The 18,726-nt window shown below is 64.2% G+C and carries 16 protein-coding genes; 10 read left to right on the top strand and 6 right to left on the bottom strand.

Features of this window, described 5'->3' with window-relative positions; all coding sequences use genetic code 11:
- Window positions 1-11: 11 nt before the first annotated feature.
- Entirely contained in the window at window positions 12-1,028 is a 1,017-nt protein-coding gene (locus JMY24_RS04600; protein WP_128595309.1) for a DMT family transporter, read from the bottom strand.
- Between the two features lie 485 nt (window positions 1,029-1,513).
- Here JMY24_RS04600 and dapC point away from each other — a divergent pair, with 485 nt between their 5' ends.
- The 6 genes from dapC (at window position 1,514) to cls (ending at window position 8,209) form a co-directional block, all read left to right on the top strand.
- Window positions 1,514-2,731 (top strand): succinyldiaminopimelate transaminase, encoded by a 1,218-nt coding sequence (gene dapC, locus JMY24_RS04595; RefSeq protein WP_128595310.1) that lies wholly within the window; start codon window positions 1,514-1,516, stop codon window positions 2,729-2,731.
- A gap of 195 nt (window positions 2,732-2,926) precedes the next feature.
- Entirely contained in the window at window positions 2,927-3,754 is an 828-nt protein-coding gene (dapD, locus tag JMY24_RS04590) for a 2,3,4,5-tetrahydropyridine-2,6-dicarboxylate N-succinyltransferase (RefSeq protein WP_128595311.1), read from the top strand.
- Complete coding sequence (locus JMY24_RS04585; protein WP_128589294.1) at window positions 3,754-4,119, top strand: ArsC family reductase; 366 nt, start codon at window positions 3,754-3,756, stop codon at window positions 4,117-4,119. Before dapD ends, JMY24_RS04585 begins: the two co-directional genes overlap by 1 nt.
- A gap of 216 nt (window positions 4,120-4,335) precedes the next feature.
- The gene (gene dapE / locus JMY24_RS04580) at window positions 4,336-5,475 is read left to right on the top strand and encodes a succinyl-diaminopimelate desuccinylase (protein WP_128595312.1); all 1,140 of its coding nucleotides are present in this window, start codon (window positions 4,336-4,338) and stop codon (window positions 5,473-5,475) included.
- A gap of 26 nt (window positions 5,476-5,501) precedes the next feature.
- Window positions 5,502-6,386: a 50S ribosomal protein L3 N(5)-glutamine methyltransferase gene (gene prmB, locus JMY24_RS04575; RefSeq protein WP_128595313.1), complete on the top strand. Its 885-nt coding sequence runs from the start codon at window positions 5,502-5,504 to the stop codon at window positions 6,384-6,386.
- 335 nt (window positions 6,387-6,721) lie between these two features.
- Window positions 6,722-8,209 carry a cardiolipin synthase gene (cls, locus tag JMY24_RS04570; protein ID WP_128595314.1) on the top strand — a complete coding sequence of 496 codons (1,488 nt, stop codon included), beginning with the start codon at window positions 6,722-6,724 and terminating at the stop codon, window positions 8,207-8,209.
- Window positions 8,210-8,233: 24 nt separating this feature from the next.
- Here the strand turns inward: cls and JMY24_RS04565 are convergent, their stop codons facing one another.
- Entirely contained in the window at window positions 8,234-8,713 is a 480-nt protein-coding gene (locus JMY24_RS04565) for a glutathione peroxidase (protein WP_020065613.1), read from the bottom strand.
- A 135-nt stretch (window positions 8,714-8,848) separates the two neighbouring features.
- Here JMY24_RS04565 and JMY24_RS04560 point away from each other — a divergent pair, with 135 nt between their 5' ends.
- Complete coding sequence (locus JMY24_RS04560) at window positions 8,849-10,801, top strand: ATP-binding cassette domain-containing protein (RefSeq protein ID WP_201701446.1); 1,953 nt, start codon at window positions 8,849-8,851, stop codon at window positions 10,799-10,801.
- Window positions 10,802-10,943: 142 nt separating this feature from the next.
- Window positions 10,944-12,074 carry a CaiB/BaiF CoA transferase family protein gene (locus JMY24_RS04555; RefSeq protein WP_128595316.1) on the top strand — a complete coding sequence of 377 codons (1,131 nt, stop codon included), beginning with the start codon at window positions 10,944-10,946 and terminating at the stop codon, window positions 12,072-12,074.
- Window positions 12,075-12,194: 120 nt separating this feature from the next.
- On the opposite strand, the gene JMY24_RS04550 is transcribed toward JMY24_RS04555, so the two are convergent.
- The 3 genes from JMY24_RS04550 to alr form a co-directional block, all read right to left on the bottom strand.
- Window positions 12,195-12,473, bottom strand: a complete 279-nt coding sequence (locus JMY24_RS04550; RefSeq protein WP_128595317.1) for a DUF2866 domain-containing protein — start codon at window positions 12,471-12,473, stop codon at window positions 12,195-12,197.
- 145 nt (window positions 12,474-12,618) lie between these two features.
- Entirely contained in the window at window positions 12,619-13,995 is a 1,377-nt protein-coding gene (radA, locus tag JMY24_RS04545) for a DNA repair protein RadA (protein WP_201701445.1), read from the bottom strand.
- Window positions 13,996-14,102: 107 nt separating this feature from the next.
- Entirely contained in the window at window positions 14,103-15,173 is a 1,071-nt protein-coding gene (gene alr / locus JMY24_RS04540; protein ID WP_201701444.1) for an alanine racemase, read from the bottom strand.
- A gap of 218 nt (window positions 15,174-15,391) precedes the next feature.
- On the opposite strand from alr, the gene lplT reads away from it, so the two are divergent.
- Window positions 15,392-16,699: a lysophospholipid transporter LplT gene (gene lplT, locus JMY24_RS04535; RefSeq protein ID WP_128588794.1), complete on the top strand. Its 1,308-nt coding sequence runs from the start codon at window positions 15,392-15,394 to the stop codon at window positions 16,697-16,699.
- Window positions 16,700-16,760: 61 nt separating this feature from the next.
- Entirely contained in the window at window positions 16,761-17,570 is an 810-nt protein-coding gene (gene thiD, locus JMY24_RS04530) for a bifunctional hydroxymethylpyrimidine kinase/phosphomethylpyrimidine kinase (protein WP_128595319.1), read from the top strand.
- A 10-nt stretch (window positions 17,571-17,580) separates the two neighbouring features.
- Here the strand turns inward: thiD and JMY24_RS04525 are convergent, their stop codons facing one another.
- On the bottom strand, window positions 17,581-18,666 hold the full coding sequence (locus JMY24_RS04525) for a DUF1853 family protein (protein ID WP_413231217.1): 1,086 nt from the start codon (window positions 18,664-18,666) through the stop codon (window positions 17,581-17,583).
- Window positions 18,667-18,726: the final 60 nt, after the last annotated feature.

The raw sequence follows: 18,726 nt of genomic DNA, 5'->3' as shown, positions 1-18,726 counted from the left end.
ATGAGGGGCAATCATACCATCGCCCGTGGACGGTTCTTGCCGTCCTTATGGTCGTCGCGCTTGTCGATGTCGGCCTCGCGCTCGCTCGCGGCGCCCGGGTCCTCGCTCGGGTCCTGACTGGAGGGATCGGGGGGCATTGTCTTCGTGCGATGCATCCAGCTCGACAGCGCCGAAGCAAGCACGATGCACGCGCCGCCCGCCCATTCGCGCGGGCCGGGCGTCTCGCCGGCGAAGAGCCACGCGGACATGGCCGTGACCACGAGCTCGAACAACATGATGATCGATGCCCGGTTGGCCGGCACGCGCGACAGGCCGTATTGCACGAGCATGTTGTTCGACGCGAGCAGGAAACCGAGGCCGAGCACCAGCCAGGCGGCGGTACCGAGATGTGCGCCGGTGGGCGGCGCGGGCATCGCTTCGAATAGCGACGCGCAAGCGCCGAAAATCGCCGCGCCGCCGAAGATGGTCGCGGTGCGCATCTCCGGCTTCATCTGCGGCAATACACGGCTTGTCTTCAGGATCAGGACGTTGCTCATCGCGAAGCCCATGCCGCCCGCGAGCCCTGCCCATTCCGCGAGGTTGCCCGGCAGGGGAATGCCGAGCTGCGGCGACCACAGCATCGTCATCGCGCCTGCCAGCGACAGCGCGGCGAGACCCGCGCCGGCCCACGTCAGGCGTTCATGCAGGATGAAGTGCGCGAAGAGCGCGGTCCAGGCAGGCGTCAGATAGAAAAGCAAAAGCACGCGCATCACCTGCCCGTGGATCGATCCCCATACGAAGCCGAGGTTCGTGATGCCCGCGGCGAGCGCGAGAGCCGGCAGCAGCCAGTGCCAGCGCACGGTTTTCAGCGCCCGATGGCGCACCAGCAGCACGAACAGGCAACCGGCGCCGCTCGTCAGCGCGCTCGCGGCCGTGCCGGTCAAGCCAAGCGCTGCGAGCATACGCAGCGGATACCAGATCATTCCCCATACCGACGCGCCCAGCATGATTGCGAGCGTCGGCCAGCCTGTGCGAAGCCAGTTCGTCATGGCGACGGGCTCCTCGAGACAGTGCTGCGGGTGATGCGGATGACGGTGCTGTTCGTGCCACGGACTGCGGCGTTCTCGCACGTTCCTCGTCCGGACGTCTCCTCGATTGCTGCGTACATTGCTGCTCCTGCCTTGTCTCTGCGCGGACTATTACGTTCCGCGTCGTTCCCGCTGCAGCGCATTGCCTGCGCCGCCTGGCGAGTGGTGCTGCCTTGGTTGATGCCTGGTTGGTGCCTCGTTGGTGCCTGGTCGACGCCGATTGACGACCGGCTGGTGCCTGATTGGCGGTGCTGGTGGGCCTGGCCGATGCCCGCTTGCCGCCCGCTTGATCGGCGGACCACACCCGCTAGCGACCCGACGCCAGCCCCCGGCGCGCACGCTATAATCCCCTGCTCGCCGCCGCTGCTATTTTCGCGCGGCGCGGCCCAGCGCATGCGCCGTCGTGCATCTTTCCGCGCCCTCTTCGATCAGGCTCGATCCGCCCAGTGAATCCGCTACTCGACTCCCTCCAGCCCTATCCGTTCGAAAAGCTGCGCGCGCTTTTCAAAGACGTCACGCCGGCTACCGGCCTCGCGCATATTAGCTTCGGCATTGGCGAGCCGAAACATCCGACACCCACGTTGATAACCGACGCCGTAATCGCCTCGCTCGGCGGCCTCTCCGCGTATCCGGCCACGGTAGGCTCGCTGCCGTTGCGCGAGTCGATCGCGAAGTGGGTTACGCAGCGCTACAGCTTGCCGCCGGTGGATCCCGCCACCCAGGTGCTGCCGGTCTCGGGCTCGCGCGAGGCGCTGTTCGCTCTCGCGCAAACGGTGATCGACCCGAAGCGCAATGCGACAGGCGAGCCTGCGATCGTACTCTGTCCGAACCCGTTCTACCAAATCTACGAAGGCGCGGCGATTCTCGCGGGGGCGGAGCCCTACTTCGTCAATAGCGACCCGGCGCGCAACTTCGCGTGCGATTACCCCGCGGTGCCGGCGGACGTCTGGGCCCGCACCCAACTGCTTTATGTCTGCTCGCCGGGCAATCCGACCGGCGCGGTGCTGACGCTCGAAGACTGGCGCGAACTCTTCGCGCTGTCGGACCGCCACGGCTTCGTGATCGCCTCCGACGAGTGCTATTCCGAGATCTATTTCGACGAAGCCAACCCGCCGCTCGGCGGCCTCGAAGCCGCGCACAAGCTCGGCCGCGGTTATGACAGGCTCGTCATGCTGTCGAGCCTGTCGAAGCGCTCGAACGTGCCCGGCATGCGCTCGGGCTTCGTCGCGGGCGACGCCGCGATTCTCAAGGACTTCCTGTTGTACCGGACGTACCACGGCGCGGCGTTGTCGACGGTGTATCAAAGCGCGAGCATCGCAGCCTGGAACGACGAGGCGCACGTGCGCGAGAACCGCGCGAAATACGTGCAGAAGTTTTCCACCGTCACGCCGATGCTTGCCGCGGTGCTCGACGTTCGCCTGCCCGACGCCGCGTTCTATCTGTGGGCCGACGTCTCGCGCACCGGCCTTACGGACACGGAGTTCGCCCAGCGTCTTTACGCCGACTATAATGTGACGGTTCTGCCGGGCTCGTTCCTCGCGCGTACCGCGCACGGCGTGAACCCCGGCCGCAATTTCGTGCGCCTCGCGCTCGTCGCCGACGTCCACGAATGCACGCAGGGCGCGCAACGAATCGTCGATTTTTGCCGCGGGCTCGCGGGCTGAGTTTTCCGCCGGCGGGTTGTCGGCGGGCTGTCGGCGGGTCGTCAGCGGTCGCCGGCTGGTTGCCGGGTCCGTAGCCAGGCTCGTCGTTAGATTCGTCGCGTGGCATGCCGCTGATTGTTCCTGTTCCGTTTTCCCGGCGAACGCCGTGCGCACCGCCTCCCTTCTTCAGACTTCAACTCTTCAGAAAGCACGCATATGTCGCAACAACTTCAGCAAATCATCGACACCGCCTGGGAAAACCGCGCCGAGCTGTCGCCTAAGGCCGCGCCGGCCGACGTGCGTGAAGCCGTCGCGCACGCAATCGAGCAACTCGACAAGGGCGCGCTGCGCGTCGCCGAGAAGAAGGACGGCGACTGGGTCGTCAATCAATGGCTGAAGAAAGCCGTGCTGCTGTCTTTCCGCCTGGAAGACAACGCGCCGATGCCGGCGGGCGGCTACAGCCAGTTCTACGACAAGGTGCCCTCGAAGTTCGCCAACTACACCGCTGAAGATTTCGCCGCCGGCGGCTTTCGCGTCGTGCCGCCCGCCATCGCGCGCCGCGGCTCGTTCATCGCGAAGAACGTCGTGCTGATGCCGTCGTACACCAACATCGGCGCTTATGTCGACGAAGGCTCGATGGTCGATACGTGGGCAACCGTCGGTTCCTGCGCCCAGATCGGCAAGAACGTGCATCTGTCGGGCGGCGTGGGCATCGGCGGCGTGCTGGAGCCGCTGCAGGCAAACCCGGTCATCATCGAAGACAACTGCTTTATCGGCGCCCGTTCGGAAGTGGTGGAAGGCGTGATCGTCGAAGAGAATTCGGTGATTTCGATGGGCGTGTACCTGGGCCAGAGCACCAAGATTTACGACCGCGAAACCGGCGAAGTCACGTACGGTCGCATCCCGGCGGGCTCGGTCGTGGTGGCGGGCAACCTGCCGTCGAAGGACGGCTCGCACAGCCTCTATTGCGCCGTGATCGTCAAGAAGGTCGACGCAAAGACACGTGCGAAGGTCGGCCTGAACGAGCTTCTGCGAGGCGACTGATGGCGCGCGGCACCAAGACTGTCGTCTACGGAATTCCGAACTGCGACACCGTGAAGAAAGCGCGCGTGTGGCTCGAAGAGCACGGCGTCGAGTTCGAGTTTCACGACTTCAAGAAAGCCGGCGTGACCGAGCCGCTCGTGCAGGACTGGCTGAAGGACGTCAAGCTCGACGCGTTGCTGAACCGCCGCGGCACCACATGGCGCGGTCTGTCCGACGACATGAAGGCGGCTGCGGACACCCAGCCGGGCGCGATCGCGTTGATGATCCACAAGCCGTCGGTCATCAAGCGGCCCGTGCTGGTGATCAACGGGCGGGTGAAGTCGCTTGGTTTTTCGCCCGAAGAATATACGGCGCTGTTTGCGTGAGCATGGCGCTGTTTGCGTGAGCATGGCGCTGTTTGCGTGAGCGCCGCGCGGTTGCCAAAGCGCGCGGCACTGCGCTCAGGCGCTGCGCCGCCTGCCCTGCCGCTGCATTGTGTTGCTTGAGCGCGGCCTCGCCGCGTTGCGTCAAAGCTGTTGCCGGCTGCGGTGCGTCACCGCCAGCCGGCATTTTTTCATCCCAAAGTGGCTTGTATCGAATCCATGTCCGGCACCCTCGCCCTTACCGAACAACTGATCGCGCGCGCCTCCGTCACGCCCGACGATCAGCATTGCCAGCGCCTCCTGATCGAACGCCTGTCCGCGCTCGGCTTCGAGCACGAAACCATCGAATCGAACGGCGTAACGAACCTGTGGGCCGTTAAACGCGGCGTAGACGGCCACGCGGGCAAGCTGCTCGCGTTTGCCGGCCACACGGACGTGGTGCCCACCGGCCCGCTGGAGCAATGGCAGTCGGCGCCCTTCGAACCCACGCATCGCGACGGCAAGCTGTACGGTCGGGGCGCAGCCGACATGAAAACCTCGATCGCTGGCTTCGTGGTCGCGAGCGAGGAGTTCGTCGCGGCGCACCCGCGGCATCGCGGCTCGATCGCGTTTCTGATCACGAGCGACGAAGAGGGCCCCGCCACCGACGGCACCATTAAAGTCGTCGAGGCGCTGCAAGCGCGCGGCGAGCGCATGGACTACTGCATCGTCGGCGAACCGACTTCGAGCACGCAGTTCGGCGACACGGTGAAAAATGGCCGGCGCGGCTCGATGTCGGGCAAGCTCATCGTTAAGGGCGTGCAAGGCCATATCGCTTATCCGCATCTGGCGAAAAATCCGGTGCATCTGCTCGCGCCCGCGCTGGCCGAACTCGTCGCCGAGCGCTGGGACGACGGCAACGAATACTTCCCGCCCACCACGTGGCAGGTGTCGAATATCCATAGCGGCACGGGCGCCACCAACGTGATTCCCGGCCACGCGGACGTGATGTTCAACTTCCGCTTCTCGACAGCCAGCACGGTGGAAGGTTTGCAGCAACGCGTGCATGCAATCCTCGACCGGCATGGGCTCGAATACGATCTGCAGTGGACAGTGAGCGGGCTGCCGTTCCTCACGCCGCACGGCGATCTGTCGAACGCGCTGGCCAAAGCGATCAAGGAAGAAACCGGCGTGAACACCGAACTGTCGACCACCGGCGGCACGTCCGACGGCCGCTTCATCGCGCGGATCTGCCAACAGGTGGTCGAGTTCGGCCCGCTGAACGCCAGCATCCACAAGATCGACGAACATATCGACGTCGCCCACATCGAGCCGCTCAAAAACGTGTACCGCCGCGTGCTCGAACAACTGATCGCTTAACCGGGAAATATCCAAGGACTATTGCGATGACGCTGCCCTTTTCCACTGTCCGCGACCTGCTGCGTTTCGCGGTGTCGCGCTTTAACCAGTCCGGGCTCTCGTTCGGCCACGGCTCGGCCAATGCGTACGACGAAGCCGCCTATCTGGTGCTGCACACGCTGCATCTGCCGCTCGACCTGCTCGATCCGTTCATGGACGCGCGCTTGAGCCCGGCCGAGATCGACGCGGTTCTCAACGTGATCGAGCGCCGCGCCACCGAACGCGTGCCGGCTGCGTACATCACGCAGGAAGCGTGGATGCACGGCTTTCGCTTTTACGTCGACGAACGCGTGATCGTGCCGCGTTCGTTCATCGGCGAGTTGCTGCAAGACGGGCTGCAACCTTACGTTGAAGATCCCGAACAGGTCAGCGCCGTGCTCGAACTTTGCACGGGCTCGGGCTGCCTCGCGATTCTCGCGGCGCACGCGTTTCCGAATGCGGACATCGACGCGGTCGATCTGTCCGCGCCGGCTCTCGAAGTCGCCGCGCGCAACGTGGCCGACTACAAGCTCGAAGAGCGCATCGCCCTTTTCGAGGGCGACCTGTATGCGCCGCTCGCTGAGCGCCGCTACGACGTGATCATCAGCAACCCGCCGTATGTGAACGCCGCGTCGATGCAGGAGCTGCCCGCCGAATATAAGCACGAGCCGGAAATGGCACTCGCGGGCGGCAGCGACGGTATGGACATCGTCCGGCGGATCATCGCCGCCGCACGCAACTGGCTGACCGAAGACGGCGTGCTCGTGATCGAAATCGGCAACGAGCGCCAGCATGTGGAAGCGGCCTTCGGCGGATTGAACCTCGTATGGCTGTCGACGAGCGCCGGCGACGATAACGTGTTCCTGATTCAGGCGGCGGACCTGCCGGTCTGAACCCGTCAGACAGTGGACCGGAGTTGAGGCTTAGGTGTCGGTCGCAGTGAGTGCTTCGGCTGCTCACTGCGACCTGATGCAAAGTGCTTGCTTTGCTCCTGTCAAGAACGCTCGACCAGAGCTGACGCTTTAGCTGCCGGTCATCGGTCACAGTTAGCGCCTCAACAGCCATTGCGACACCGTGCAAACGGTGGCCGTAGTTTCATCCAATAACCCAACTCGCCCCCAACCCGCGCGCCTTCGGTAAGATGAGCGCCGTTAGCTAGTTAGCTCGTTAGCCACCCGTGTTCGTCTAGCGAGCCCGCGCAGCGCTTCATCCATCCCTTCGCTCGCCTATGCAATTCGACCTGCTTCACGTCGGCACGCTGGTGGCTCTCGCCCACATACTCGGCGTGGCCGCGGCATGTCACGCGATTCTCAATACGCGCACGTCACAAGGCGCGATTGCGTGGGCCGTGTCGCTGGTCGCGATGCCATATCTCACGCTCATCCCATACCTCTTTCTCGGGCGCAGCAAATTTGCGGGTTACGCCGACGCGCGCCGCGTCGAAAACGAATTGCTGCGCGCGCACGCGCATCCACCGGAGTGGGACAGGCTTGCTTCGTCGGCGCAACTGCCCGCGCATGCGCTTGGCGGCAGACTCGTCCACTCGCTCACACGACTGGGCGGCATGCCGTTTCTGCCGGGCAATTCCGTGCGCACGCTGGTGAACGGCACCGCGACATTCGAGGCGATTTTCCAGGCCATCGAGAACGCGCGCCATTACGTGATCGTGCAGTTCTTCATCGTGCGCGACGATGCGCTCGGCGAAATGTTCAAAGACGCACTGATAGCGAAAGCGCAGCAAGGCGTGCGCGTGTATTTCCTCTACGACAGCATTGGCAGCTTCGACCTGCCGCACCGCTATGTCGCGTCGCTGCGCGCGGGCGGCGTGGACACGCGTCCGTTCGCCACCAATCGCCGGTTCGTCAACCGGCTGCAACTGAACTTCCGCAATCATCGCAAGATCGTTTCCGTCGACGGCGAACGCGCTTTTGTCGGCGGGCACAATGTCGGCGTGGAATATCTGGGCGGCAAGCCGCCGCTCTCGCCGTGGCGCGACACTCATATCGAAGTGCGCGGACCGGCGGTCGCCAGCATCCAGTTCGTGTTCACCGAAGACTGGTACTGGGCAACGCAGCAGTTGCCGCAACTCGATCTACCGCCGGCGCCGCCGCCCGACCTCGCGGCGCCGTCGGACCCGGCCTACTCCGCGCACCCGGCAACGGGCCACGACATGCACTGCCTCGTCGTGCCGAGCGGTCCGGCTGACAAGCAGGAAACCTGTTCGCTCTTTTTCGTCGAAGCGATCAATGCTGCGCGCGAGCGCATCTGGATTACGACGCCCTACCTGGTGCCCGACGAAGCCGTGTTCTCGGCGCTGCGGCTTGCAGCGCTGCGCGGCGTGGACGTCCGCATTCTGATTCCCAGCCGGCGCGATCATGTGGTGGTGTTCGAAGCGTCGAAACTGTATGCGTACGATTCGCTGCGCGCGGGCATCCGCATTTTTCGCTACCAGCCGGGCTTTCTGCACCAGAAGGTCGTGCTGATAGACAGCGTGGCGGCGGCGGTCGGCAGCGCCAATCTCGACAACCGTTCGTTTCGCCTGAACTTCGAGATCATGGTGATGACGGTCGACCGCGATTTTGCGAAAGAGGTCGAGGCGATGCTGCTCGCCGATTTCGCCGAATCTCGCGAGATAGATCGCAACGAGTACCGCCACGCGAGCGCGTTGCGGCGCGTGCTGATGCATGTGGCTCGACTGTTCTCGCCAATTCTTTGAAGCATCGCAGCGCGCACTGCGGAGTCACAGCAGTTTTTCGATGTCCTCGACAATCGCCTCGGGCTTGGTCAGAGGCGCATAGCGCTTGACCACATTGCCGTCACGGCCGATAAGAAACTTCGTGAAGTTCCACTTGATCGCTTCGAGACCCAGCAGGCCGGGCGCCTCGCCGGTCAGATAGCGGAACAGGGGATGCGCGTTCGCACCGTTCACGTCCACCTTGTCGAACATCGGGAAAGTCACGCCGTAGTTCTTTTCGCAGAAGCTGCCGATTTGCGCCGCGTCGCCCGGCTCCTGCTTGCCGAACTGATTGCATGGAAAGCCCAGCACCGCGAGCCCGCGCGCCGCATAGCCCTCATACAGCTTCTGCAAGCCCGCATATTGCGGCGTGAATCCGCATTCGCTCGCCGTATTGACGATCAGCAAGACCTTGCCTTCGTACTGCCCGAGGCTCACTTCCTCGCCGCCTAGCGTGCGGGCCGAAAAAGAATAAATCGATGTCATGTGCTCTCCCCAGGAAAGCCGTCAGTCTATGCCAAAAGCGCGGCGGATACAGTCGGCCGAATGGCTGATGCCGGCTAAGCGCCCGGTGTCATCCCCGGCAGTCTAAAATAGCGTTTTTCTCAAGCCGGCCTCTTCGTGATCCGCTTTAACCAGTTCAGCCTCGCGCGCGGTACCAAGCCGCTCTTCGACAACACCACGTTCACCCTGAATCCCGGCGAAAAGGCGGGCCTCGTGGGAGCAAACGGGGCTGGCAAGTCGACACTGTTTGCCGTGCTGCTCGGCGAACTGCACGCGGACGGCGGCGATTTTTCGATCCCGCCAACGTGGCGGATCGCGCACGTCGCGCAGGACACACCCGCTGCGGACAAGACCGCCCTCGCCTATACGCTCGACGGCGACGCCGCGTTGCGTGCAATCGAAGCGCAGATCGCGGCCGCCTCCGCCGCGCACGACGGCGCGGCCGAAGCAGAAGCGCACGCAGCCTTTGCGGACGCCGACGGCTACACCGCGCCCGCGCGCGCCGAAGCGCTGCTGCTCGGCCTCGGTTTCACGCTCGACCAGACCCGCGAACCGGTCAGCAGCTTCTCGGGCGGCTGGCGCATGCGGCTGAATCTCGCGCAGGCGCTGATGTGCCGTTCCGACCTGCTGCTGCTCGACGAACCGACCAACCACCTGGATCTCGACGCGATCGTCTGGCTCGAAGACTGGCTGCACCGCTATCCGGGCACATTGATCGTGATCTCGCACGACCGCGAATTTCTCGATTCGGTCTGCAACGTCACCCTGCATCTCGAACAGCAGCAGATCAAGCGTTACGGCGGCAATTACTCGCAGTTCGAAGTGCTGCGCGCGCAGCAGATTGCGTTGCAACAGAGCGCATACGAAAAGCAGCAGCGCACGGTCGAGCATCTGCAGAGCTACATCAACCGCTTCAAGGCGCAGGCCACCAAGGCTCGCCAGGCGCAAAGCCGCGTGAAGGCGCTCGAGAAGATGGAACTGATCGCGCCGGCGCACGCCGCGTCGCCGTTCACCTTCGAATTCCGCACGCCCGATTCCGCGCCGAACCCGATGATGGTGATGGAAGACGTGCGCTGCGGTTACCACAGCGAAGAAGGCGTCGAAATTCCGATTGTCGAGCGCGTGATGCTGTCTATCCAGAACGGCCAGCGCATCGGGCTGCTCGGCGCGAACGGCCAAGGCAAGTCAACGCTGATCAAGACGCTGGCCGGCACGCTCGCGCCGCTCGGCGGCCACGTGCGCGAAGGCAAGGGTCTGCGCATCGGCTACTTCGCGCAGCATCAGCTCGAAACGCTGCGCGCGGACGACACGCCCTTGCAGCACCTCGCGCGCCTTGCGCCGGATACGCGCGAGCAGGAATTGCGCGACTTCCTCGGCAGCTTCAACTTTTCGGGCGAAATGGCGACGTCGAAGATCGCGCCGTTCTCCGGCGGCGAAAAGGCGCGGCTCGCACTCGCGCTGATCATCTGGCAGAAACCGAACCTGCTCCTGCTCGACGAGCCGACCAACCACCTGGATCTCGAAACCCGGCACGCGTTGACCATGGCGCTCGCGCAGTTCGAAGGCACGCTGATCCTCGTGTCGCACGACCGGCATCTGCTGCGCGCCACGACAGACCAGTTCATGCTGGTCGCGAAGCACCGCTTGCAGGAGTTCGACGGCGATCTTGACGATTACCGCGACTGGCTGCTGCAACATGCGGCCGAGCAGCGCGCGGCATTGAAGGCGGGCAATGCGGCGAACGGCGCGGCGAATGGCACCGACAACGGCGCGGACGGCGGCGTGAATCGCAAGGAGCAGCGTCGGCTCGAAGCGGAAACGCGTCAGAAGCTCGCGCACCTGAAAAAGCCGCTGCAAAGCCGTATCACGAAGATCGAGAAGGAAATGGACGCGCTCAACGCGGAGAAGGCGACGCTCGATACGTTCGTCGCCGATCCTGCCAGCTACGAGCCGGCTCAAAAGAGCAAACTGACGGACGCAATTCGCCGTCAGGCAGACGTGAACGCGCGCCTTGAAGCACTCGAAGCCGAATGGCTCGAGACACACGAGGAACTCGAACAAATCGGCTAGCGGGACGCTGTCCGCGATCCGCGCCGGCATCGACGAGAGGTTGGCTTTGTCATCTGCGATGTCCTCCGCTGCATCTTCCGTTTCAGCCGCCGAATCGGCTTCAGAGGCGGCGTCCGCCCCGCCTCCGTTAAGAGGCCTGCGCGTGCTCGACCTCACGCGCCTGTTGCCCGGCCCGGTCGCCGCGCTGCGGCTTGCCGAACTCGGCGCCGAAGTGCTGAAAATCGAAGCGCCCGGCGCCGGCGACCCGACGCGCACAATGATGCAGTCGTCGAGCGACCGCGTGGCCGGACGGCCCGGCGCGTTTTACCGGCTAGTGAATCGCGGTAAGCGCGAGACGCGGCTCGACCTGAAATCCGAAGCGGGACGCAATGTGCTGCGAGCGCTCGCGGCGGAAGCGGACGTGTTGATCGAAAGCTTCCGGCCGGGGGTGATGGATCGGCTCGGCGTGGGCTACGCGACGCTGCGCGCGGTTAATCCGCGGCTTGTGTACTGCGCGATCAGCGGTTACGGCGCACGCGGCCCGTTCGCTAATCATGCCGGGCACGATCTGAATTACATCGGCTACGCGGGCGTTCTCGATCAACTCACGAGCCGCGACGGCGCGCCAATCGTGCCCAATTTCCAGATAGCCGATCTGCTCGGCGGCGCGCTCAGCGCGGTCACGCAAATCCTCGCCGCGCTATGGCATGTGTCGCGCGGCGGCGAAGGCCGTTTCGTCGACGTTTCGATGACTCACGCCACTCATGCGCACAACGTGATTGCGCAGGTCGCGCTCGCCAATGAAGACTCCGCGAGAAATGCCACGAGAAACAGCGCGGCCAGCACCGCTGGAAACACGGCGCGAAACCCAACGGAAGAAACAGCGGCAGGCGCGGGCCTGCTGAACGGCGGCGTGCCCTGCTACAACCTGTACCGTACGCTGGACGGCCGCTGGCTCGCGGTGGGCGCGCTGGAGCTGAAGTTCTGGGAAAGCTTGTGCATGGCGCTCGACCGCCCCGAGTGGGCCACGCGCCACTGGAGTCTCGGCCAGGTGATCGGCGGGCCGGACGCCGTTGCGCTCACGCAGGAACTTGCCGACGTCATCGGCACGCGTGCTCTCGATGAATGGGTCGCGTTGCTGGAGCCGCTCGATTGCTGCGTCTCGCCGGTCTTGACGGCGGCCGAAGCGGCCCAGCATCCGCTGTTTAATCCGCAAGCGCACGAAGATCATGACGAGCCGGACGAATTCACGGACGAATCAGGAGACCGGAACGACGCGCACCCTGAAGCGTGACGGGAGCACGATTGAACCGCAACTCAAGAGCAACCGAAGCGCAACTCGAGCGCCGACAAAGCGCAGTCGAAGCCTGACCCAAGCGCAACGCGCCTCAACGCCTCGCGCCGGCCTCCAACCTCATCGGCGCGCCACCGTCTGCCGCGGCAAGGTCTGACGCGGCGTCTTTTCGTCGTCGTAGAGCAGATGCTTGCGGCCTTCCACGTGACGATTAATCGTGGCGCGCACCTCGGCGGCGGTCGCGTCGCCGGCGACCACGCGGCGCGAAATCTGCCCCGTTCTGTCGATCCACTCGACAATCCGGCAAGTGCCGCCCCACGGCTGATGAATGGGCGCTGAGACCCGGCAGCCGCGCACCTGTATCGGCCCCTCGGCTATGGTTTCATGTGACTGTTTCAAGGCGCGATCCTTTTTCGGGCATCAGAAGGGATGCAATAGCCTTGCAGCTTAAGGAAAAAGGAAGGGCTTGTTGGTTACAACCAACCTGGAGATATTTACGGCGCATTACGGCGCGCGCGGGGCGCACCACGCGCGCTGTGGGCGTCTACTCGAGCGTGCGGACCCGGTCGATAGCCTGTTCGATGCGCTCGACCGCAACGACTTGTAAGCCTTCTATCGGCTGCTTGGGCGCGTTGGCCTTCGGAATGACGGCGACCGAAAAGCCGAGCTTGGCGGCTTCCTTCAAGCGCTCCTGGCCGCGCGGCGACGGCCGGATCTCGCCGGCAAGCCCCACTTCGCCGAACACTACGAGCCCCTTCGGCAGCGGCTTGTTGCGCATCGACGAATGAATGGCGAGCAGCACCGCGAGATCCGCGGCCGGCTCGGTGATCTTCACGCCACCCACCGCGTTCAGAAATACATCCTGATCGAAGCACGCGATGCCCGCGTGCCGATGGAGTACGGCGAGCAACATAGCCAGCCGGTTCTGCTCCAGGCCCACGGCAAGCCGCCGTGGATTCGGCGCGTTGGCGGAATCGACCAGCGCCTGCACTTCGACGAGCAGCGGCCGCGTGCCCTCCTGCGTGACCAGCACGCACGAGCCCGGCACCGACTGCTCATGCTGGGACAGAAAGAGCGCCGACGGATTCGCGACGCCGCGCAAGCCGCGCTCGGTCATTGCGAACACGCCGAGTTCGTTGACCGCGCCGAAGCGGTTCTTGATCGCTCGCACGAGGCGAAACGACGAGTGCGTGTCGCCCTCGAAGTACAACACCGTATCGACGATGTGCTCCAGCACGCGCGGCCCCGCGAGCGCGCCTTCCTTGGTCACGTGGCCGACCATGATGATCGTGGTGCCCGACTGCTTCGCGATGCGCGTCAATTGCGCCGCGCACTCGCGCACCTGCGCGACCGAGCCCGGCGCCGACGTGAGCGCGTCGGAATAGACGGTCTGGATCGAGTCGATGACTGCGACGTCGGGCTGCTGTTCCGCAATCGTCGCCTGAATTCTTTCGAGCTGGATTTCGGCGAGCAATTGCAGCTCGCTCGCTTTCGAGCCCGGCTCCAGCAGCGACAATCGTTGCGCGCGCAACGCAATCTGCGCGGCCGACTCTTCACCGCTGATATAGAGCGCGCGCTTGTCGGCGGCGATTTCGGCGAGCGATTGCAGCAGCAGCGTCGATTTGCCGATGCCCGGATCGCCGCCGATCAGCACCACGCCGCCCGGCACGAGGCCGCCGCCGAGCACACGGTCGAACTCGCCGACGCCGGTGGAAAAGCGCGGCACGTCGGACGCTTCGATATCGGCGAGACGGCGCACCGGCGCACTCTTCGCGAGCGACTGGAAACGGTGCGTGGAAGGCGCTTCGGCGACCGATTCGACGAGTGTGTTCCAGGCCTGACAGGACGGGCACTGGCCCGCCCACTTTGGCGTTTGACCGCCGCATTCACTGCATACGTACAACGTTTTTGCTTTTGCCACGCGTTCTTGCCTGGTTACTGTTGTTTGCTGTTCTTGTCTTGACCGCGCCGTTCGATGATGCAGCGCGCCCCGCTATTGGCCCGGCGATATTACGCGTTTGCCGCACATTACTCGGCACGCACCGGCACGCGTGGCGCGACCGCGCACATCAGCTCGTAGCCGATCGTGCCGCAGGCGCGCGCGACGTCGTCGATGGGCAGCGACGCGCCCCACAATTCGACGCGCGAGCCCACGTTCGCAGTGGGAACCGGCGTGAGGTCGACAGTGAGCATGTCCATGGACACGCGTCCCACGACTCGCGTGCGCACGCCCTCGACGATCACCGGCGTGCCTTCCGGCGCGACTCGCGGATAACCGTCCGCGTAACCGCATGCCACCACGCCGATGCGCATCGGCCCACGCGCCTTGAAGAGCGAACCGTAGCCGACCGTCTGGCCTTCCGCGATGGTTTGCACGGCGATCAGTTCCGACGTGAGCGTCATGGCAGGTTGCAAGCCCGTGCCCTCGATCGCCACGGACATGCCCGACGGCGACGCGCCGTACAGAATGATGCCCGGGCGCACCCAGTCGAAGTGCGATTGCGGATGCCACAGCGTGGCCGCCGAATTGGCAAGGCTGCGCGTGCCGGCAATGCCCTGTGCGCCGCGCTCGAACGCTTCCATCTGATGAGCCACGCCACGCTCGCTGTCGGCGTCGGAAAAATGGGTCATCAAGGTGATCTGACCGACGCCCTGGCAGGCGCGCGCGCGCTCCCACGCCGCGCGGAATTTCTCCGGCGTGTAGCCGAGCCGGTTCATGCCGCTATTCATCTTCAACTGTATGTTGACAGGCTTGGAAAGCCGCGCCATTTCAAGCATGCGCAACTGCTCGTCCGAATGGAGCGCCGTGGTCAGGCTATAGCGGTCGATGACGTCGATATCCGTCGGACGAAAAAAGCCCTCGAGCAAAAGAATCGGGCCGGCCCAACCCAATTCACGCAACTTCACGGCTTCTTCGAGGTCCAGCAATCCAAAGCCGTCTGTTGCACGCAGACCTGGGAAAGCGCGCGCGAGGCCATGGCCGTAAGCGTTGGCCTTCACGACCGCCCAGATCTTCGATTTAGGCGCATAGCGGCGCGCGACGGCGAGGTTATTGGCGAGGGCGGAGGTGTGAATCGTGGCTGAGAGGGGGCGCGGCATGGAGTATTTTCGTAAAGACGCTTGCGAATCAGCGGCTTACAGAGCGTTTTCAACGCGCGGCAGCCCGCTGGGCGGTGCGATCAAGGATTCTGCTAGTCTGAATGCAGCTATTTTCATGATATAAAGCCGTGCGCACAACCCATTTCGAACGGCATAAGCCCGGACGCATAACAAACGGCCGGGGCGGACAGACCGCAGCGAGGACAGCATCGCATCAGATGAAAAAAGGTTTTTACACCATCATGGCCGCGCAGTTTTTTTCGTCGCTGGCCGACAATGCGCTTCTGATCGCTGCTATCGCACTGCTGAAAGATCTACACGCCCCCAACTGGATGACGCCGCTGCTCAAGTTGTTCTTTGTGCTGTCGTACGTCGTTCTCGCCGCCTTCGTGGGAGCCTTCGCCGATTCGCGTCCCAAAGGACGCGTGATGTTCATCACGAACACGATCAAGGTGCTCGGCTGCATCACGATGCTGGTCGGCGCGCATCCGCTTCTTGCGTACGGAATCGTGGGTTTTGGCGCGGCCGCGTATTCGCCCGCCAAATACGGGATTCTCACCGAACTGCTGCCGCCTGACCGGCTCGTTGCCGCGAACGGCTGGATCGAAGGTACCACGGTCGGCTCGATCATTCTGGGCACGGTGCTCGGCGGAGCGCTGATCAGTCCGCATATTGCGGCGCCGATCCTGCGGCACCATATCCCCACGGTCAACACGCCCGCTGAAGCGGCGATGCTGGTCATCATGGTGATCTATGTAATCGCCGCGCTCTTCAATCTGCGTATTCCCGACACGGGCGCGCGCTACCCGAAGCAGGAACGCGGCCCGATCAAACTCGTCACCGATTTCGCCGACTGCTTTCTCGTGCTGTGGCGTGACAAGCTCGGGCAGATCTCGCTCGCGGTCACGACGCTGTTCTGGGGCGCGGGCGCGACGCTGCAATTCATCGTGCTGAAGTGGGCGGAAGTGTCGCTCAATATGTCGCTCTCCGAAGCGGCAATCCTGCAGGCGGTGGTGGCCGTCGGCGTCGCGGGCGGCGCCATCTACGCCGCCTCGCGCGTGCCGCTGAAAAAGTCGCTGTCGGTGCTGCCGGTGGGCATCATGATGGGGCTTGCCGTGATGCTCATGGCCTTCTACACACGCAACCTCTTCCCTGCTCACTGGGGGCTGTACTTCGGCCGGTTGCACGTGCCGGGTTATCTGATCGTCGCTTATATCTTCCTCATGATCGTCGGCGGCCTGTCGGGCTTCTTCGTCGTACCGATGAATGCGCTGCTCCAGCATCGCGGCCATGTGTTGCTGTCGGCGGGTCACTCGATCGCCGTGCAGAACTTCAACGAGAACCTCTCCGTGCTCGTCATGCTGTGTCTGTATGCAGTGCTCGTCTGGCTCGACGTGCCGGTCACGGCGGTCATCGTGCTGTTCGGCACCTTCGTCTGCCTGATGATGTGGCTCGTGATGCGGCGTCACCAGGCGAATCAGCGCGCGTTCGACTCAGTCGCGCTGATCGGCGAAGTCAAGCACTAACGCGTCGGGGCGTGTCCACTTCTTCTGCCGCCCTCGCGCCTTTACCCTTTCCCGCTTTGCGATGACCCAACCGATTCCCAATGTGCTGACGATCGCCGGTTCCGATTCCGGCGGCGGAGCCGGCATTCAGGCCGATCTGAAGGCTTTTTCGGCGCTCGGCGTTTATGGCGCGAGCGTGATCACCGCGCTCACCGCGCAGAACACGCGCGGTGTCACCTCGATCCACGCGCCGGACGCGGGCTTCATCACCGCGCAACTCGACGCCGTGTTCGACGACATCCGCATCGACGCGGTGAAGATCGGCATGCTCGCCAACGCGTCGATTGTCCGCGCGGTTGCCGACGCGTTGCGCAGACACAAGCCCAAGCACGTCATCCTCGATACGGTGATGATTTCGAAGAGCAATCACGCGCTGCTGCTGCCGGATGCGGTCGCCGCCTTGCGTGAAGAATTACTGCCGCTCGCCGATCTGCTGACGCCCAATCTTCCCGAAGCCGCCGCACTGCTCGGCGGCGTGCAACCGGCTGCCGACGAAGCCGGCATGGTCGAGCAAGGCGAAGCACTGCGCGCGCTCGGCGCTCGTGCGGTGCTGATGAAAGGCGGCCATCTGAGCGCGACCGATAGTCCGGACTGGCTGGTCCAGGAAAGCGGCACGCTGCGACTGGGCGGCCCGCGCGTGCCGGTGAAGAACACACATGGAACGGGCTGCACGCTGTCGTCGGCGATTGCAGCACTGATGCCGCAACGCGACGATCTGGCGAGCGCGGTCGCGGATGCCAAGGAGTACCTGACCGGTGCATTGCAGGCGAGCGATCGGCTCGACGTCGGCAACGGCGTCGGACCCGTACATCATTTCTATCGATGGTGGTAACGCGGCCGCCCTACTGCCTCGCATAGGCCTGGGCTAGCTCAGGCCACTCGTCAGGCACGACGAAGCCACGCGAGCGTTCAACCAGGTTGCCCGCGGCGTCCTCTGCCAATGCGGCGATCATGGTCGGCCCCGGTTGCTGAGCGCTTCGAGCGGTGAGCGTTAGCGGATCGATCAACGTACTCCTGGCGGTCTGCTCCGCGTCTTGACGATAGCGCCGCGGCGCGAGCCATTCGAGCCGCGGCAAGATGCGCCAATGCGGCGCATGCGCCGCCGCGAAGTCCGGCCACTCACTACGTGTCACCCACCAGCCGCGGCCATGCGTGGGGTCGAGTTCGACCGGATCTGCCGGCGTCTCGCCATGCCTGTAGAACAACCATCCTTTGATGAACATTTGCGGTGTCCACGGACCCGGATAACCCGTCGACGCAAAGTCTTCGCGCGCGCTCAAGGGCAATTGATGATTGAGCAGATGCGCGAGCTTGAGGTCGAAGCGGTCCTTGAGGTTCGGACCGACATAGTTCGATAACTGCGGTGATACGGACGGTGACAGCGGCGCTGACAATGGCGCTGATAATGGTGCTGACAAGCCGGCATCTGACCGTGACGCGGTTCGCGAGTCGACACCACCGGCATGCAGATAGCATTTCACCGCAAGCTCCCAGTGAAGCTGCGCACCCTCGTGCGTGTGCAGGAGGAAATCGCATTCGCCGAGCGTGACCCCTGCGCGCCGTAGCGGCACGCCCGCCGCGATCAGCCGCGCCGTCGGGCCATGTTGCAGGAACCAGCCGAGCAGGCGTTCGGCGTAGCGCCCGAGGCGAGTGATGCGCGTTGCGGCGAGATCGTCATGCAACGGGGCGGGCGCTGCATCGAGCGCGCGCAGCCAGTCGACAATCTCGTGCAGTTGCCGCGAGGTCGCGAATGGAGTCGCGAGTTCGCCCATCGGCGGTTGCGGACGCAACAAATCGGCGCTCAACAGCAGCCATGCCAGATCGCGAACCGCGCTGTCGCCCAGACTGTCGAGCAATGTGGAAAGAGCGGCATCCGCGCTTGCGGCGTCCGCGCTGGCAGCATCCGCGCCGGCGGCATCGCCGCTCACAACAGCCGCCCTGACTGAGTCCGCCCCGGCGGTGTTTCCGTGCGCCGTCGCAGGACGACG

Source organism: Paraburkholderia kirstenboschensis (assembly GCF_904848585.1).
GTDB classification, from domain to species: Bacteria; Pseudomonadota; Gammaproteobacteria; order Burkholderiales; family Burkholderiaceae; genus Paraburkholderia; species Paraburkholderia kirstenboschensis.
Note: the sequence above shows the minus strand (reverse complement) of the source record. Positions and strands in the feature narration are given on the sequence as shown.

Bases quoted from the DNA above. Each gene is read 5' to 3' on its own strand.
- JMY24_RS04585 (WP_128589294.1), top strand. From the start codon at position 3,754: ATGGCGCGCGGCACCAAGACTGTCGTCTACGGAATTCCGAACTGCGAC.
- prmB (WP_128595313.1), top strand. From the start codon at position 5,502: ATGACGCTGCCCTTTTCCACTGTCCGCGACCTGCTGCGTTTCGCGGTG.
- alr (WP_201701444.1), bottom strand. From the start codon at position 15,173: ATGCCGCGCCCCCTCTCAGCCACGATTCACACCTCCGCCCTCGCCAAT.
- JMY24_RS04565 (WP_020065613.1), bottom strand. From the start codon at position 8,713: ATGACATCGATTTATTCTTTTTCGGCCCGCACGCTAGGCGGCGAGGAA.
- cls (WP_128595314.1), top strand. From the start codon at position 6,722: ATGCAATTCGACCTGCTTCACGTCGGCACGCTGGTGGCTCTCGCCCAC.
- lplT (WP_128588794.1), top strand. From the start codon at position 15,392: ATGAAAAAAGGTTTTTACACCATCATGGCCGCGCAGTTTTTTTCGTCG.
- thiD (WP_128595319.1), top strand. From the start codon at position 16,761: ATGACCCAACCGATTCCCAATGTGCTGACGATCGCCGGTTCCGATTCC.
- JMY24_RS04600 (WP_128595309.1), bottom strand. From the start codon at position 1,028: ATGACGAACTGGCTTCGCACAGGCTGGCCGACGCTCGCAATCATGCTG.
- dapD (WP_128595311.1), top strand. From the start codon at position 2,927: ATGTCGCAACAACTTCAGCAAATCATCGACACCGCCTGGGAAAACCGC.
- dapE (WP_128595312.1), top strand. From the start codon at position 4,336: ATGTCCGGCACCCTCGCCCTTACCGAACAACTGATCGCGCGCGCCTCC.